The organism is Archangium sp., assembly GCF_057119385.1.
On record NZ_DBNGVP010000061.1, the window covers coordinates 142,850 to 159,919 of the forward strand.

Consider the following 17,070-nt stretch of genomic DNA (forward strand, 5'->3'; position numbering starts at 1 on the left):
GCCTTCACACACCTTCCAGGAGAACATTCACCATGAAGAAGCTCATGCTGTCGGTGGTGGGCGCGGTGGCGCTCGGGCTCGGGGGCTGCGGTGGCGCGTCCCGGACGGAGACGACGGGCCCGGGCCCGGACTTTCCCGCGGACGCGCAGGGCCAGCGCTTCGAGCTGCGCCTCAAGGGGGTGAACAATCCGGGGTATGACTCGGCGCTGGTGCAGGTGCGCCGCATCTCCGTCACCACGGTGGAGGGGGAAGCGCTGCCGGTGCGCCTCAAGTCCCGCTTCCCGATGGAGCTCACGCACCCGGAGCAGGCGCACCTGGTGGGCCTCTTCCTCGTGCCCGAGGGCGTGGAGCGGGTGAAGGTGGAGGTGACGTTCGACGACTTCGGTGGTTACGAGGCGTCGTCGGAGGGCGGAGTCATCGACACGCGGGTGGCGCCGCTGCGCTTCGAGGCGCCGCTGGCGTACCTGTCCGAGCACGGCCGCGCGGTGGTGCACCTGGATTTGAAGCAGTCGCTCCAGACGCAGGGGGAGGCCAAGCTGCTGCTGCCGAGCCTGGACGTGCGTTACTGAGCACCATTCCCTCTCTCCGCACCATCCCCTCTCCCCTCGGGAGAGGGGAAATATCAACCCGTCATGGGCCAGGGCTTGAGACCGGCGAGCTGCTCGGCCTGCTCGACGGCGGGCTTCAGGTGCGCGTGCTCGCGCCGCAGGAAGTCGCGCACCGCCCTGTCCAGTGTCTCGTCGAAGAGCAGGTGCGCGCTGTGCACCGCCGTGGGCTCGAAGCCCCTCGCAATCTTGTGCTCTCCACCCGCCCCGGGCTCGAACACCTTGCGCCCCGCCTGGATGCACTCGTCCACCGAGTGGTACAGGCACACGTGGAAGTGCAGGAACGGGTGCTCCTCGTGGCACCCCCAGTACCGCCCATACAGCCGCTCGGCCGTGACGAGGTTGAACGCCCCGGCGATCACCTTCCCCTGGTGCTCGGCCTGCACCAGCTCCACCATCTCCGGCAGCGAGCGGAAGGCGCGTACGAAGAAGTCCTCGTTGAGCTGCACCTGGCCCCACGGCCCCCGGCTCTCGCACGTGGCCTCGTAGAAGCCATAGGCGCGCCGGGCGTGCTCGAGCCCCAGCTCCTGGCCTCGCACCGTGCGGATGAGGATGCCCTGGTTGGCCGCGGCCCCGCGCTCGCGCTTGAGCTGCGAGCGGCGCTTGGAGTCGAACCGCGCCAGGTAGTCGTCGTAGCTGCGGTAGCCCGGGTTCTTCCAGTGGAATTGCAGGGTAATCCGCCGCGCCAGCCCCTGCTCCTCGAGCAGCTCCGCCTCGTCCTCACGGGGGTAGAGGAAATGCACGGAGGAGCAGCCTCCCTCGCGAGCGCTCTCGATGGCGGCCTGGATGAGCGCGAGCCGCAGTGGGCCCACCTCCTCCCCGGCGGCGATGAGGAAGCGCGGGCTGGTGGCCGGCGAGAGCGGGGCGCCGACGACGAGCTTGGGGTAGTACTCGATGCCGAGCCGCTCGGCGGCGCCGGCCCAGGAGAAGTCGTAGATGTACTCGCCCATGCTGTGGTGCTTGCGGTAGGCGGGCGAGGCGGCGACCAGCCGTTTCCCTCGCCAGAGCGTCAGGTGCTGGGGCTCCCAGCCCGTCTCCAGCCGGGCGCTGCCACTCTCCTCCATGGCGGACAGCCACGCATGGCGGATGAACGGAGGCGCATCGGGCCCGGCGAGAGCGTCCCAGGCGGCGGCGGGGACATCGGTGATGGACTCGAGGATTCGGAGGCGGAGGTCGGCGGCCACGAGGACTCCTTCTAACGCGGGCACGGCGCGCTCGCCGCGCAACCTTACCTGAAGGGCAGGGTAGCGGACGGAGTGTGGAATCGGATGGCCGCAACCTGGGGAATCAATGGACAATTCGTCCATGAAGCAGTCCTCCGATGGCGCGGCACCCCCGGCTCTCGTCCCCTCCATTCCCGGCTACCAGGTGGGCGCGCTGCTCCACGCGAGCGCGAGGTCCCTGCTCTACCGGGCACGCCGTCTGCGAGACGAGGCCCCCGTCATCCTCAAGCTGCTGCGCGCCGAGCGGCCCTCGTTCTCCGAGCTGCTCCAGTTCCGCAACCAGTACACCATCACGCGCGGTCTCCAGCTCCGGGGCGTCGTCTCGCCCCTGGCGCTCGAGCGCTGCCACAACGGCTTCGCCATCATCATGGCGGATGCGGGGTACGTCTCGCTGGAGGACTACCGGGAGACCCATCCGCTCACCGTGCGGCAGGTGCTGGAGATCGGCATCTCCCTGGCCGAGACGCTCGAGGGGCTCTACCAGCACCGCGTCATCCACAAGGACCTCAAGCCGCACAACATCCTCATCCACCCCGAGACGCGCGATGTCCAGCTGACGGACTTCAGCATCGCCTCGCGGCTGCCCCGGGAGTCCCAGACGCTCGAGAGCCCGGAGCTCATCGAGGGGACGCCGGCCTATATGTCTCCCGAGCAGACCGGGCGGATGAACCGGGGCATCGACTACCGCACCGACTTCTACTCGCTCGGCGTGACGCTCTACGAGCTGCTCACCGGCCAGCTTCCCTTCCAGGCCACCCACCCGCTGGAGCTCGCCCACTGCCACCTGGCGCGTCCCCCGCTGCCGCCGCGCGAGCTCAACCCCGCCATCCCGGAGATGCTCGAGCGCATCGTGCTCAAGCTCATGGCCAAGGCGGCCGAGGAGCGCTACGCGAGCGCCTACGGGCTCCGGCATGATCTGCGCACCTGCCTCGACGCCCTGCGCGAGCACGGGAGCGTCCCGGCCTTCGAGCTGGCGCGGCGCGACGTCTCCGACCGGTTCCTCCTCCCGGAGAAGCTCTACGGCCGGCGCGAGGAGGTGCGCACGCTGCTCCAGGCGTTCGACCGGGTGTGCCAGGGGCACATGGAGTTGCTGCTGGTGGCGGGTGCCTCGGGCATCGGCAAGACGGCGGTGGTACACGAGCTCCACAAGCCCGTCGTCCGCTCCCGGGGCTTCTTCGTCTTGGGCAAGTTCGACCAGCTCGGGCGGAGCATTCCGTACTCGGCCCTGGTGCAGGCGCTCTCCAGCCTGGCGCGGCAGCTCCAGTCGGAGAGCGGCGAGCGGCTCGAGGCGTGGAAGCAGCGGCTGCTGGAGGCCCTGGACGGAGAGGGGCGGGTGATGGTGGACGTGCTGCCGGAGCTGGAGTGCATCCTCGGCCCGCAGGCCGAGGTGGAGGAGCTGGCGCCCGCCGCCGCGCAGCAGCGCTTCCACCGGCTCTTCCTGCGGCTCGTCCGCGTGTTCGCGACGGAGGAGCACCCGCTCGTGGTGTTCCTCGATGACCTGCAGTGGGCGGACCCGGCCTCGCTGAAGATGTTGCACCTGCTGGCCACCGAGCCAGGCTCCGCGCGGCTGCTGGTGATTGGCGCCTACCGGGACAACGAGGTGACGGCGGCCCACCCCCTCCAGCGCACGTTGGAGGAGATCCTCCAGGCGGGCGTGCCGGTGCACCCGATGATGCTGGCGCCGCTGACGGAGGGGGCGGTGAACGAGCTGGTGGCGGAGACGCTCTCGTGCTCGCTGGAGCGGGCCCGGCCCCTGACGGAGCTCCTCTACCAGAAGACCCTGGGCAACCCCTTCTTCACCGCCCAGTACCTCAAGCTCCTCTTCCAGCAGGGCCTGGTGAGCTACGACGCCACGGCGCACATGTGGCAGTGCGACCTCGCCCAGGTGCGCGCGCTGTCCGTGTCCGCGGACGTGGTGGAGTTGCTCGCCGGGCAGCTCCAGCTCCTGCCGGAGGAGACGCGCGAGGTGCTCGAGCTCGCCGCGTGCATCGGCAGCCGCTTCGACCTGGCGACGCTCTCCCGGGTGCATGGGCAGTCCGAGCCGGAGACGGCCGTGGCGCTGTGGCACGCGCTGCTGGAGGGCTTCATCCTCCCCACGTCGGAGGTCTACAAGTTCTACCAGGAGCCCCTGGGCCTGGAGCAGGCGGGCGTGGAGCCCCGCTCGGCGCGCTACCGCTTCCTGCACGATCGGGTGCAGCAGGCGGCGTACTCGCTCATCCCGGAGGCGGAGCGGCGGCGGACCCACCTGGAGATCGGCCGGCGCCTGCTCGAGACGGCCTCCGCGCAGGAGCGGGAGGAGCAGCTCTTCGACATCGTCAACCACCTCAACCTCGCCCGGACGCTCCTGGTGGAGGGGACGGAGCGCCGCGAGCTCGCGGGGCTGAACCTGCGGGCCGGCAGGCGGGCCCTGGCGTCCACCGCGTATGACGTGGCCCGGGAGTACCTGGAGGCGGGCCTGTCGCTCCTGGCGCCGGAGAGCTGGCGGACGGACTACGCGCTGACGCTCGCCCTTCACGAGGAGGCGGCGAGCGCGGCGTGGCTCAGCAAGCGCTTCTCCCGTCAGGACGAGCTGGTGGACGCCGTGCTGTCCCACGCGCAATCGGTGCTGGACCGCGTACGCGTGTACGAAATCCGCATCCAGACGGCGGTGGCCCAGGAGCGGCTCGCCTACGCGCTCGAGAGCGGGCTGCACGTGCTGAAGCAGCTGGGGGTGGAGTTCCCGGCGGCGCCCCGGTCCGAGGACGTTCAGCGGGCGCTCGAGGAGGTCCGTGCCGCGGTGGGGGAGGGCCCGCCGGAGCGCTTCCTCTCCCTGCCCCAGATGACGGATGCCGGATTGCTCGCGGCGGTGCGGCTCATGACCCTGCTGGCGCCCCCCGCGTACCAGACGAGGCCCGAGCTGTTGCCGCTGCTCGTCTTCCGCACGGTGGTGCTGACCATGCGCCATGGCGTCGCGCCCATCGCGGCCTCCACCTTCGCGATGTTCGGGCTCATCCTCTGCGGGGTGTTCGACGAGCTCGACGCGGGCTACCAGGCCGGCCAGCTGGCGCTGAAAATCCTGGAGCGCTTCGACGCCCGGGAGCCCCGCGCGAAGACGCTCTACGTGGTCAACGCGATGACGATCCCCTGGAAGCGCCACGTGCGGGAGACGCTGAAGCCCCTGCTGGACGCGCACGCCAGCGGGCTGGAGACGGGGGACCTCGAGTTCATGGGGTGGGCGGCGGACTTCTACTGCCACCACTCGTTCCTGCTGGGGCGGCCGCTCGGCCCCCTCACCGGGGAGATGGACGAGTACCGCGAGGTCCTCGTGCACCACCACCGCGCCGTGACGCTCCGGCAGTACGCGGTGTACCAGCAGGCGGCGTTGAACCTCTCGGGCGAGGGGGAGACGCCCTGGCACCTGGTGGGGCGCGCGTGGAACGAGGACGAGCTGCTCCCGCGCTACCTGGCGGACGGCGACGGCACGGCCACCTGCATCGCGTACGTGAACAAGCTGATGCTGGCCTACCTCTTCGGGCGGTACCGGCTGGCGGTGGAGAGCGCCGACGCGGCCGAGCCCTTCCTGCCGGCGGTGGCGGCCCAGCTCCTCGTTCCGCGCTACTTCTTCTTCGACTCCCTGGCGCGGCTCGCCCTGCTGCCCGAGCTGGACGAGGCGGCGCGGAGCCCGGCGCTGGAGCGGGTCGCCGCCAACCAGCGGCGCATGGAGCGCTGGGCCCGCTCGGCGCCCATGAACTTCCTCCACCCGTACCACCTGGTGGAGGCCGAGCGCTGCCGGGTGCGCGGCGCCCGCGCCGAGGCCCTGGAGCACTACGACCGGGCCATCGCGCTCGCCCGGGAGCACGACCAACCCAACGACGAGGCGCTCGCCCACGAGCTGGCCGCCCGGTTCTTCCTCGAGTGGGGCCTGGGGCACCGCGCGAGGCCGCACCTGCACGATGCGTATGAAGCCTGCTCGCGCTGGGGAGCGCACGCCCTGCTGCGCCACCTCACCGCCCGCTACGCCGAGCAGGGCCTGCCCGCCCATCCCCCCGGGAGCCACGAGCCGCACGCCTCGGGTGAGACACGGACCGATCTGGCCCTGTTGGATCTCCAGAGCGTCCTGGCGGCCTCGCGGGTGTTCTTCTCGGAGATGAACCTGGACCGGCTCCTGGAGCGCGTGGTGGTCATCCTCTGCGAGAACGCCGGGGCCCAGCGCTGCGTGCTCCTCCGGGAGGAGCGGCAGCACCTCTCCATGGTGATGGAGCACACCGCCCTCACGAAGGAGACCCACCGCTACGCATCGGGCACGCCCGCGGGCGCCGACCACGTACCGGCCTCGCTCGTGCGCCTCTCCATCCGGGCGCAGCAGCCCATGCTGGTGCAGGACCTGTCGCGCGACGACTTCCTGCGCGACGACCCCTACGTCCACCGCCAGTCGCCCCGCTCCGCCCTGTCGATGCCCCTCTTCCACCAGGGCCGGCTGCTGCTCGTCGTCTACCTGGAGAACAACCTGGCCCCGGGCGTCTTCACCTCCCGGCACCTGCAGATCCTCACGCTGCTGGCCTCGCAGCTCGCGCTCTCGCTGGAGAACGCGGCGCTCTACGGCAGCCTGGAGCAGCGCGTCCGCGAGCGCACGAGCGAGCTGGAGTCGGCCCACAAGCAGCTCGTGGACATGGCCCACCGCGCGGGCATGGCGGAGATCGCCAGCGGGGTGCTGCACAACATCGGCAACGCGCTCAACTCGCTGGTGGTGACCACCGAGAGCCTCACCCACGACGTGGCCCACCTGCCCGTGGACCAGTTGAAGAAGAGCGCCCGGTTGTTGCTGGAGCGCGAGCAACGCTCCGCCACGCCCGAGCCGGACCCCCGGGTGCGGCTGCTCCCCGAGTACCTCGACAAGCTGGGGGACCGGTTGCGGCGGGACGGGGACCTCATGCTCGAGGACCTGCGGTCCATGAAGGCCAACCTCGAGCAGATTGGAGCGACCATCCACGTGCAGCAGGCGTACGCCCATGGCCCGCGGCTCGTGGAGCCGGTGGACGTGCCGGCGCTCATCGAGGACGCGCTCCGCATGCAGCAGTCCTCGCTCACCCGGCACCAGGTGCGTGTCGAGCGGGACCTGGCGCGGCTGCCCGTCGTCTCGCTCGAGCGGCACAAGGCGCTGCACATCCTGGTCAACCTCATCAGCAACGCGAAGCAGGCGCTGCAGGACGTGGGGCGGGAGGACAAGTGCCTGCGCATCGAGGCGCGCCCCTGTGCGCCGGGGCGCTTCCAACTGGTGGTGCGCGACAACGGCGTGGGAATCGCCGCGGAGGACCTGCAGCGCGTCTTCCAGTTCGGCTTCACCACGCGCCCGGGGAGCCTGGGCTACGGGCTGCACTGGGCCGCCAACACCGCCCGGGAGATGGGGGGCGCCCTGGTCGCCGCCAGCGAGGGGCCCGGGCGGGGCTCGAGCTTCACCCTGGAGCTGCCGGTGGCCGGCCCCTCCTCGGTCGCGCAGCTCCGCGAGACCGCCTGAGCCTCTCCGGACGGGGTGCTCACGGGGGCGCTGGAATCGTTCAAAATCCTACATCGTGGGTTTTTTCGCGAGATGTAGGGATTGGACCCAGCCCCCTGATGAATGGATAAGCCGGGCTTCCCGGGAGCCGGGAGAGAACCGTCCCGCGGAAACCATTCAGACGAAGCACCCCTTGCCGAGGAGCAACACATGAGGACGACGAAGTTCGGTGCGGTTGCCTTGATGTTGGTGTGTGCCACGCCCGCGTTCGCGGAGGCCCCCGCGAAGGAGAAGGAGGTGTGGATCTCCATTGGTACGGACGCGCTGGAGTCGGCGCGGACGTCGTTCAAGGGGCAGGAGCCGGAGTTCGGAGCGGTGGCGCGCGAGAAGGACGGGGTGGCGGTGCTGCGCGTGCGCGAGTCGCAGCTGGAGAAGCTGTCCAAGGTGATGCACGACAAGCTCAACCGGTGCGCGGGCTTCATCACCCATGACACCGAGGAGCAGGCGCTGGCGGCGGTGGAGCAGGGCCTCGCGGCGCAGTCCGTGGCGGCGCTGATCAGCTACACCATCGACAACGGCACGGCGGTCAACTCGCTGATGTCGGCGGTGGCGGAGAGCAACATCCGCAGCACCATCACCTCGCTGTCGACGAACTGGACGACGCGCCGCTACAACCTGCAGTCGGGCATCGACGCGGCCACGTGGCTCAAGAGCCGGTGGACGACGCTGGCCAGCGGGCGCTCGGACATCACGGTGGCCAACTTCGTGCACCCGACCACCACCTCGCCGCAGCCCTCCGTCATCCTCACCATCCAGGGCACCTCGCTGCCGAGCGAGGTGGTGGTGCTCGGCGCGCACCTGGACTCCATCAACGGCAGCGGCTCGTCCTATGCGGCGCCGGGCGCGGACGATGACGCCTCGGGCGTGGCCGCGCTCACCGAGGTCATCCGCGTGGCCGTGGCCAAGGGCTACCGGCCGGCGCGCACGGTGAAGTTCATGGCCTACGCCGCCGAGGAGATCGGCCTGCGGGGCTCGGGGGCGATCGCCTCCAACTACAAGAGCACCGGTGTCAACGTGGTGGGCGTGCTGCAGCTGGACATGATCAACTACCGGGGCTCCAGCTACGACATCGTCATGGTGTCCGATTACACCAACGCCTCGCAGAACACCTTCATCCGCAACCTCATCACCAGGTACCTGCCGGGCGTGACCGCGACGAGCACCACGTGCGGCTACGGCTGCTCGGACCACGCCTCCTGGTACAACCAGGGCTACCCGGCCTCCATCCCCTTCGAGGCGCTCATGGGCCAGGACAACCCGTACATCCACACCACGAGCGACACGCTCGCGCAGACGGCCGGCACGGCGACCAACTCGGTGAAGTTCACCAAGCTCGCCGCCGCCTACATGGCCGAGCTGGCCAAGGGCACCACGTCCATCGCCCTGCAGGCCGAGGACGCCGAGGCCAGCCGGTAGTTCCGGTGAAGCCGTGGTGAACACCACCCCGGTGCCGTGGCCTCGCGAGGAGCCGCGGCCCGGGGTGTGCCGTTTCAGCCCTTCTTGGGCTCCGGGCCGAGCGCGCGCTGGATGACGGGCGTGAGGTCCGCCGCGCGCATCGCATCCAGCGCCAGATCCCATCGGCCCTCGGCGCACAGGCCGCTCAGGCCGCCTTCCTCGTAGGCCTCCCGGGCCGCCAACATCAGGGCTTCACGCACGGCCTGGGCCACCGCGTGGGCGGCCTCGTCGCAGCGCTTGCACTCGAGCTCGATGCCCAGACGGCTGCGCCGGCCCTCTTCCGTGAGGATCCACGGGCGTTCCATCCACGGTGGGTCATGGCGCATGTGCTGCCGGTGGCCACACGCCAGGTCGGCGACCTGGTGGTTCTCCTCATCGAGGTGGAAGCCGGTGATGGGCTGCTTCATGGGGGGTTGCCGGCCTTGATCCACTGGGCGAGCACGAGCGCCTCGGCCGTGGAGATGCGGCCGGTGAAGCTGGGCATCAGCGTTCCGGGCTTGACCTTCTGGGGGTCGAGGATCCACATGGCGACCACTTCCGGCGCCTTGTCGCGCGACCTGGCGAGGACGGCGGAGTAGGCCCGGCCCGGTCCATGGCAGGCCGTGCAGCCGAGGGAGGAGAAGAGCTGCTCCGGGGACCGCGCGTCGGCGGCGGGCGGCTCGCTGCCCTCCTGCTGCTGGGCCGTGGGCGTGGGGGCCTGCGGCGAGGGAGAGGCCGGAGCGGGGGAGTCCTTGAAGACGGTGGCCGCGCCAGGGCTCGAGGGGGGCTTCTCCTGCCGCTCGGAGCAGGCGGAGAGGGCGAGGAGGGCCATCGACAGGGACGCGGTGCGCGCCAGCGGGCCGGAGGTGTGCTTGCGGTTCGAGGTCGTTCCCATGAGGGCCTCTCTACCGTCCCATGACCGGGAGCGCCATGGCCGGGTGGGTCCTGGCTCGCCGAAGCTCCTGTCTCCGGACAGTGCGTGATAGGGAGGGCCGCGCATCGGGAGGAGCAACCAGCATGGAGCGCGCGGACATCGTCGCGTTGGACAAGCGGTACGTGTGGCACCCCTACACCGCGATGGACGAGTACATCGCGAGCACGGACCCGTTGGTGGTGGTGCGCGCCGAGGGCCCGTACCTCCATGACGCGGACGGCACACGTTACCTGGACGCCAACGGCTCGTGGTGGGTGTCCACGCTGGGCCACCGGCACCCGAGGCTGGTGCGCGCGCTCACCGAGCAGGCCGGCACCTTCCCGCACACCTCGCTCGCGGGCGTGACGCACGAGCCCGCGGCACGGCTGGCACAGGAACTGGTCGCGCTGGCGCCGGGGGCCGGACGCACGGACCTGCCGGCCGGGGAGCGGCTCTCGCGCGTCTTCTACTCGGACAACGGGAGCACGGCGGTGGAGGTGGCCATCAAGATGGCGGCGCAGCACTGGGCGCAGAACGGCCGGCCCCGGCGCACGCGCTTCATCACGCTCTCGGGCGCCTTCCACGGCGAGACGATGGGCTCGACGAGCGTGGGCGGGGTGCAGCTGTTCCGCGACATCTTCGGGCCGCTGCTCTTCGACGTGGTGCACGTGCCGTCCCCCGCGGAGCCCGAGGGCTGGGAACGCGCCTTCGCCCGGGTGGAGGCCACGCTGCGCGAGCACCCGGACGAGATCGCCGCCGTCATCCTTGAGCCCGTCATTCAAGGCGCGGCGGGCATGCAGGTGTACGCGCCCGAGTTCCTCCGGGCGGTGCGCGAGGCCACGCGGGCGGTGGACACCTTCCTCATCGCCGACGAGGTCTTCACCGGCCTGGGGCGCACGGGGGCGCGCTTCGCGTGCGACCTGGCGGGCGTGGTGCCGGACCTGCTGTGCATGGCGAAGGCGCTGTCCGGAGGGCTGATGCCCTTCGCGGCGACGCTGGCCACCGAGCGGGTATTCGCGGGCTTCGGCGGAGGGCGCGAGCGGGCGCTGTATTACGGGCACTCGTACTGCGGCAACCCGCTGGGCGCGGCGGTGGCGCGCGAGGTGCTCGCGGTGTACCGGGACGAGGACGTGCTGGGGCAGGTGACGCGCAAGGCGCCGAAGGTGAAGGCCGCCTTCGAGCGGATGGCGGCGACGATTCCCGGGGTGACGCAGCCGAGGGCCATCGGCATGGTGGGGGCGGTGGACATCGGCGGGGGCGGCTACCTGGCGCGGGGAGGCTGGCGCGTGTACGAGGCCGCCCGGCGCCGCGGGCTGTACCTGCGCCCCCTGGGAGACACGGTGTACGTGGCCCCCGCGCTCAACATCCCGGACGCCGCCCTGGACGAGCTGCTCGCCGGGGTGGAGGCCAGCCTCCGCGAGGTGGCGGCCGGCCGGGCCTGAACCCTTCCCAACTGGTCCGATGGTCGGACCCGTCGGAGACCTTCGACTCCGGAGACCCCATGTCCCGTTTCGCGCTGTTCCTGCTGCTCACCACGCCGTTCCTCGGTTGCGCGGCGGGCTCTTCCGTCCAGCGGACCGAGGCTCCGCCCACCGCCACCGCCACCGCCACGTCCACGACGGGCCTCTCCTCGGGCGCCGAGCTCGATGCGCTCACCATCCCGGCGCTGCCCGACTGGGTGGACAAGTACGCCGGCCCGAACGAGGAGGAGCGCCGCTTCTTCAACATCAGCCGTCTGATGGAGCGCTTCCAACTCGCCCGGGTGCAGGCCGTCGAGCTGCAGAACCACTACCGCGACCTCATCCGCTCCCAGCCCGCCCCCGCGCCCGTGGACGCCTTCAACACCGCCCTCGAGCGCGTCCGCCGCGGTGAGCTCGAGAGCCGCCTCCAGCCCGAGGCGCTCGCCAAGGCCCGCTTCATCGTCGTCTTCGACCTCGATGAGACGCTCCTCAGCCAGTACTACCCGGCCCAGGTGGGCGAGGCCTGTCATGATCTCGCGGTCCCGAAGAAGGACGGCGTCCGCTACGTGAAGCTCGTCCCCGGCTGGCAGCAGGCCTTCGAGCGCATCCAGGCGCTCGGCGGAGCCATCGTCCTCTTCTCCGCCAACGTGGACGCGCCCACCCTCGAGCTCCTCGCGAACTGGAAGCTCGGGGGCGTCCCGCTCACCGAGCACCCCGCCATCGCCGGCATCCTCACCAACAGCTACCTCGTCCTGCAGGAGAAGTCCGAGGGCGTGAGCGATCCGAAGAAGGGCAACCCCGTGCGCGAGCCGTCCAAGGACCTTCGCGTCTTCGACGAGTCGCTGCGCCGGGTCATCATCGTGGACGACAACCCGACGCGCCTCTTCCAGATGCGCAACGCCCGCGTCTTCAAGAAGTTCGAGGCCGAGTCCTTCTGCACCACCAGCGACCCGGCGCTGCGCCGCGCCTTCGAGCAGGCCCTGCCCACCGTCGTCCAGGAGCTCGAGGACTCGGTCCGGGACATGGACGCGCGGGGCGTTCCGTTCGCCGAGGCCTATCTGCCCTACACGTCGCTCGGACAGGTCACCGTGCGGTTCCTCGTGGACAGCGGCGGCTTCGATCGGGCGCGGGCCATCGAGTACGTCCGCCGCCATCCCCAGGTGGTGGACCCCCGTTACTGAGCGTCCGTTGCAATGGAGTTCGCCCCGGGGCGTACTTCATGCAGACTGGGGTCTCATTCCAGAGCAAACGAGGACAGCATGTTCGGTCTGTTTTTGTTGATCATCATGGGTCTGGTGGCGGGGCTGATCGCCCGCGCCGTCATGCCCGGCCGCCAGCCGATGGGCTTCATCGCGACCACCCTGCTGGGCATCGCCGGCTCGTTCATGGGCGGCTTCCTTGGCTCCATCGTCTCGGGGCACAGCTGGCGCCTGATGCAGCCCAGCGGTTTCATCGGCTCCATCATCGGCGCCATCGTGCTGCTGTGGTTGGGGCGGAAGCTGGGCTGAGAAAGAGGTAGGCACACAACCCGCCATGGTGTAGGCTAATGAGGCCAGCCTAGAGCCATGAGCGGAAGTGATGAGTGACCGGATGCGGCACTCATGACGTCGCGCGCCAGGGACTGGCGTTCTGACTCATTTTTCCTGTAAGTGCGCCCGTGACAGCCCGCCCGCGGGGGAACCCCTCCAAGGCACGCCGCGGGAAGCGAGGCTGCGAACGACTGCGCGCGTCCTCGGAGTGCGGAACCCCTCCAAGGTCAAACCCCGAGGACGCGCGCAGCCAGCAGTTTCCCACCTGTGCGGTCAGATGCAAGCGCGAGGTGATGGAAACGCAACCCTTGGACGCCAGTTCGCGCGCAGTGCGTCCCGTCTCCTCTGGCGGAGGGGTACCGTCGAGGCTTTCCCAAGACCCGAGACAGGACCTGTGCGGGTATGCGAGGAGGCTCATGGGTACGGTGACGATGGTGCTGGTGGCGTGGTTGCTGACGGGGACACCCGAGGCGGGTGGGGCTGCCACTGCAGCCGGGTCTTCCGGCACGTTCGTGGCGAAGACGCTCACCGTGCGAGGAGAGACGTACGTGTACTCGGTGTACCTGCCACCGGGTTACCGCAGTGGGCCGAAGTGGCCGGTGATTCTGGCGCTGCACGGAGCGGGCTCGCGGGGGACGGATGGGCAGCTGCCGAGGACGCAGAGCCTGGCGGAGGCGGCGCGGGTGCACCCGGAGCGCTACCCGGCCGTGCTGGTGCTGCCGCAGTGTCCGCCCGACAAGGACTGGAGTGGGGACGTGGCGGACTTCGCGCTCGAGGCGCTGGAGCGCTCCATCCAGGAGTACGGGGGAGACCGCACGCGGGTGTACCTGGCGGGCCAGTCGATGGGAGCGCGGGGCGTGGTGCAACTGGCCGGGCGCTACCCGGAGCGTTTCGCGGCGGTGGTGGCCGTGGCCGGGCGCTACCCGGATCGCGAGATGGTGGGCAAGCTCAAGGGGCTGCCCCTGTGGATGTGGCACGGAGACGCGGACGCGGTGGTGCCCGCCTCCGAGAGCCGCTCCCTCGTGGAGCAGCTGAAGGCCTCGGGCAACGACTCGGTGCGCTACACCGAGCTGTCCGGCCTGGGCCACGACATCTTCGACACCGTGTACATGGACGAGGCCGTGAGCACCTGGCTGCTCAAGCAGAAGCGCGGGAAGTAGGACGCGCACGCGGGGGGGGGGGATGGGGTGGGAACGGCAGCGGCGAGTGCTGGTGTCTCGTCCCACCTCTCCACTAGGTAAAATGCGTTGTGCGACCACCGTTGAGTCGGAGTCGTTGGCCCGGCACGCGGATACGGTTACGGTGGTACCCGAGCCATGTACCTGACGCGATTCCGCATCGAGAACATCCGCGCCATCCAGAAACTGGACTGGCAGATCCCTCTGCAGCGAGCTCCGGGCTGGCACGTCATTCTAGGTGACAACGGTTCCGGAAAGTCCTCGGTGTTGCGCTCTATCGCCCTGGCTTTGGTGGGACCTGATGATGTCGATGCGCTCCGTCAGGATTGGGGGCGTTGGCCCAGGGAGCGCAAGTCACCGGGGGTAATTGATCTAACGCTGATTCCAGACTCGAAGCTCGACAAATTCGAAGGTAGGGTTTCCGAAAAGCATGCACATAAGTTGAAGATCACTCTTGCTCTGACCTCGGCTTTTAGCGGCCGGATTCGGCCTATGCCATTGATTTTTGACGGGCCAGAGTACAGGATTGACCCAAGTAAGCACGTCTGGAGCGGTAGGTCGGGCTGGTTCTGTGCCTCGTACGGCCCATTCCGGCGTTTTACCGGCGGCGATGAAGATTACGAAAAGCTATTTCTGGCCAACCCGCAGCTTGCTAGGCACATCTCTGTTTTCGATGAGAGCGTGGCGCTTACGGAGGGCCTCCGGTGGTTGCAGCAATTACGATTCAAGAGGCTAGAAAAAGACCCTGAAGGGGCGTTGCTCAAACCGTTGGTGAAATTCATCAACCAGCCGGGTTTTCTGCCGCATCGCGCACGTTTGTTTAAGATCTCCTCTCGAGAAGTAATCTTCTTGGATGGAAACGATTATCCCGTTCCGGTGCAAGACCTGAGCGATGGCTATCGCTCCATCCTGAGTATGACCTTCGAACTCATCCGCCAACTCGCTGCCACTTACGGGCCGAAACACGTCTTCCATCCGAAGGACCCCACGAAGGTGAACGTGCCGGGCGTGGTGCTCATCGATGAGGTGGATGCGCACCTGCACCCGACGTGGCAGCGGAAGGTGGGGCTCTGGTTCCGCGAGCACTTCCCGAAGATGCAGTTCATCGTCACGACCCACAGCCCCCTGGTGTGTCAGGCTGCGGAGGTGGGCTCGGTGTGGCGGCTCCCTAGACCCGGAACGGATGAGGATGCCCGGCAGGTGACCGGCGTGGAGCTTGAGCGGCTCATCTTCGGCAACGTGCTCGATGCCTACGGCACGGGACTGTTCGGAGAGGACGTCGCGCGCTCGGAACAATCCAAGCAACGGCTTCAGCGGCTGGCGAAGCTGAATCTGAAGGAAATGCGCCAGGGACTGAGCGCTGCCGAGCGCCGGGAGCAGACTGCGCTCCGTGCGAGTCTTCCGACTGCGTCCATGGCGGTCCATGATTCGGACCAGTGAGGCCCGGCGTGCTTCGGCTGCCCGACATCGCGCTGTCCGCCACCGCGCTGCACCAACTCGAACGGTGGCAGGCCGAGGTGGATGCGCATTCGAATCATGCCACCCGGGTTGATGCCGCGAGACGTGCTTTCGAGCAGCACAACACCGCGAGGAACAGGACCTTCGCCGAAGTGCGGCGAACGCTGGCGGAGATGTGCTCGGGAGAGCAGCGGTGTGGGTACTGTGAGGACTCGGTTGCGGACGAGATCGACCACATCTGGCCCAAGCACCTCTACCCGGAGCAGGTGTTCGCCTGGCGCAACTATCTCTATGCCTGCGGCCGCTGTAACGGGCCCAAGAGCGAACGGTTCGCTGTATTCCCTCCCCGGGCGCGCAAGCCGGTGGAGGTCAGCAGACCCCGAGGGGCTCCCCCCAGACCGCCGTTGAAGGGCTTCCCGGCACTCATCGATCCTCGCTCGGAAGATCCGATGGCGTTTCTGGTGCTCGAACTCCGGGACACCTTCTACTTCGAGCCGAGCGCGAAGCGGGGCACGCGGAACTACGAACGGGCGGATTACACGCTGCGCATCCTGCAACTCAACAAGCGCGAATACCTCCGCAAAGCGCGTGAGACCGCCTTTGTTGGCTACCAGGACATGCTGACACGATACGTCTCTCTGCGAGAGCGGAGAGCCCCCACGGCCCAGCTCGAGCTGCGTAGGAAGGCCGTCCAGAGAGCACCGCACCGGACGGTGTGGAAGGAGATGCAGAGGCAACACCGGGAGCTTCCCGTGCTGCGGCTCCTCTTCCGCAAGGCACCCGAGGCGCTTCACTGGTAGCGCCACGCCTGTGCAGGCTCCCGCCTTCCGGCTATGACTGGGCGCCATGAGCTCTGACGCCACCCGACTCCTGGACCTGCTGTGGGAGCGCTACGCCGCGGAGGTGCCCTACGCGCGCACCTTCGCCCAACTCTCCGGCGGCGGCTTCCGCAATGACCACATCGCGCTGCGCTCCCTCGCCCGGCCCGGCGGGGGCATCGCCCTCTTCTCCCGCGTCTTCGAGCGCTTCGGCTGGAAGCCCGCCGGCGAGTACTCCTTCCCCGATACCCACCTCTCCGCCATCTACATGTCCCATCCGGAGGGGCTCCCCCGCGTCTTCATCTCCGAGCTCCTCGCCGACCGGCTCTCTCCCGAGGCCCAGCGGCTCCTCGCCGCGCTCCCGGTGGATCCTCCCGCCCCCGACTCCATCGAGGCGCTCGCCGGCTGGTTCTCCGCTCCGCCCCCGCCCGATGAGTCCGCGCTCCTCACCCTGGAGAAGGAGTCCCAGTACGGCGCGTGGCTGCTCGCCTTCGGCCGCAAGGTGAACCACTTCACCGGCTCCGTGGATGACGTGGAGGTGTGGCAGCGCCGCATGCGCGAGGCCGGCGTCCCCATGAAGGCCGACATCGAGGGCGCGCCCGGCACCGCCCTGCGCCAGACGGCCACCAGCGCCGCCCCCGTCTCCATCCGGCTCGCCGACGGGCGCACGCGCACCTGGCCCTATGCCTACTTCGAGATCGCCCAGCGCTCGCAGGGCTTCGATGGCTTCCTCGGCCCCCAGGCCCGCGCCCTCTTCGACATGACGAAGCGCTCCTAGAACTTCTCCGCCGCGGGGCGCAGGTCCCTCCATCCCCAGGCCTTCCGTTCCGCCTCGCCAGACAGTGGCCGTCCGGCCGGGCCCTTCTTGCATTCCGGGCAGACGTGAGCAGATCCACACCCTTGAGCCCCGTGCGGGTTC

13 protein-coding genes are annotated in these 17,070 nt (G+C 69.2%); 10 read left to right on the plus strand and 3 right to left on the minus strand.

Going from position 1 to position 17,070, the window contains the following annotated elements:
* The first annotated feature begins 32 nt into the window (after positions 1-32).
* Positions 33-569, plus strand: a complete 537-nt coding sequence (locus AC16DP_RS14000; RefSeq protein WP_329733698.1) for a hypothetical protein — start codon at positions 33-35, stop codon at positions 567-569.
* A 53-nt stretch (positions 570-622) separates the two neighbouring features.
* On the opposite strand, the gene AC16DP_RS14005 is transcribed toward AC16DP_RS14000, so the two are convergent.
* A complete protein-coding gene (locus AC16DP_RS14005) occupies positions 623-1,789 on the minus strand; it encodes a GNAT family N-acetyltransferase (RefSeq protein ID WP_329733699.1) in 1,167 nt (388 codons plus the stop codon).
* Positions 1,790-1,910: 121 nt separating this feature from the next.
* Between AC16DP_RS14005 and AC16DP_RS14010 the strand changes: the two genes are divergently transcribed.
* Positions 1,911-7,322 carry a trifunctional serine/threonine-protein kinase/ATP-binding protein/sensor histidine kinase gene (locus tag AC16DP_RS14010; RefSeq protein ID WP_329733700.1) on the plus strand — a complete coding sequence of 1,804 codons (5,412 nt, stop codon included), beginning with the start codon at positions 1,911-1,913 and terminating at the stop codon, positions 7,320-7,322.
* A gap of 189 nt (positions 7,323-7,511) precedes the next feature.
* Positions 7,512-8,777: a M20/M25/M40 family metallo-hydrolase gene (locus AC16DP_RS14015; protein ID WP_329733701.1), complete on the plus strand. Its 1,266-nt coding sequence runs from the start codon at positions 7,512-7,514 to the stop codon at positions 8,775-8,777.
* Positions 8,778-8,851: 74 nt separating this feature from the next.
* Here AC16DP_RS14015 and AC16DP_RS14020 read toward each other — a convergent pair whose 3' ends face one another.
* Together AC16DP_RS14020 and AC16DP_RS14025 are read right to left on the minus strand one after the other, a co-directional pair.
* On the minus strand, positions 8,852-9,223 hold the full coding sequence (locus AC16DP_RS14020) for a DUF3565 domain-containing protein (protein ID WP_329733702.1): 372 nt from the start codon (positions 9,221-9,223) through the stop codon (positions 8,852-8,854).
* Positions 9,220-9,690: a c-type cytochrome gene (locus AC16DP_RS14025; protein ID WP_329733703.1), complete on the minus strand. Its 471-nt coding sequence runs from the start codon at positions 9,688-9,690 to the stop codon at positions 9,220-9,222. The genes AC16DP_RS14020 and AC16DP_RS14025 overlap by 4 nt, the downstream gene beginning before the upstream one ends.
* Positions 9,691-9,812: 122 nt before the next feature.
* Between AC16DP_RS14025 and bioA the strand changes: the two genes are divergently transcribed.
* From bioA to AC16DP_RS14060, 7 genes are all read left to right on the plus strand, one after another.
* Complete coding sequence (bioA, locus tag AC16DP_RS14030; protein ID WP_329733704.1) at positions 9,813-11,150, plus strand: adenosylmethionine--8-amino-7-oxononanoate transaminase; 1,338 nt, start codon at positions 9,813-9,815, stop codon at positions 11,148-11,150.
* Between the two features lie 59 nt (positions 11,151-11,209).
* Positions 11,210-12,349 carry an NIF family HAD-type phosphatase gene (locus AC16DP_RS14035; protein WP_329733705.1) on the plus strand — a complete coding sequence of 380 codons (1,140 nt, stop codon included), beginning with the start codon at positions 11,210-11,212 and terminating at the stop codon, positions 12,347-12,349.
* A 78-nt stretch (positions 12,350-12,427) separates the two neighbouring features.
* Positions 12,428-12,676, plus strand: a complete 249-nt coding sequence (locus AC16DP_RS14040; protein WP_329733706.1) for a GlsB/YeaQ/YmgE family stress response membrane protein — start codon at positions 12,428-12,430, stop codon at positions 12,674-12,676.
* A gap of 437 nt (positions 12,677-13,113) precedes the next feature.
* Complete coding sequence (locus tag AC16DP_RS14045; protein ID WP_329733707.1) at positions 13,114-13,857, plus strand: carboxylesterase family protein; 744 nt, start codon at positions 13,114-13,116, stop codon at positions 13,855-13,857.
* Positions 13,858-14,013: 156 nt separating this feature from the next.
* Positions 14,014-15,315, plus strand: a complete 1,302-nt coding sequence (locus AC16DP_RS14050) for an AAA family ATPase (RefSeq protein ID WP_329733708.1) — start codon at positions 14,014-14,016, stop codon at positions 15,313-15,315.
* An 8-nt stretch (positions 15,316-15,323) separates the two neighbouring features.
* Entirely contained in the window at positions 15,324-16,133 is an 810-nt protein-coding gene (locus tag AC16DP_RS14055; protein WP_329733709.1) for an HNH endonuclease family protein, read from the plus strand.
* 46 nt (positions 16,134-16,179) lie between these two features.
* Entirely contained in the window at positions 16,180-16,929 is a 750-nt protein-coding gene (locus tag AC16DP_RS14060; RefSeq protein ID WP_329733710.1) for a DUF1338 domain-containing protein, read from the plus strand.
* Positions 16,930-17,070: the final 141 nt, after the last annotated feature.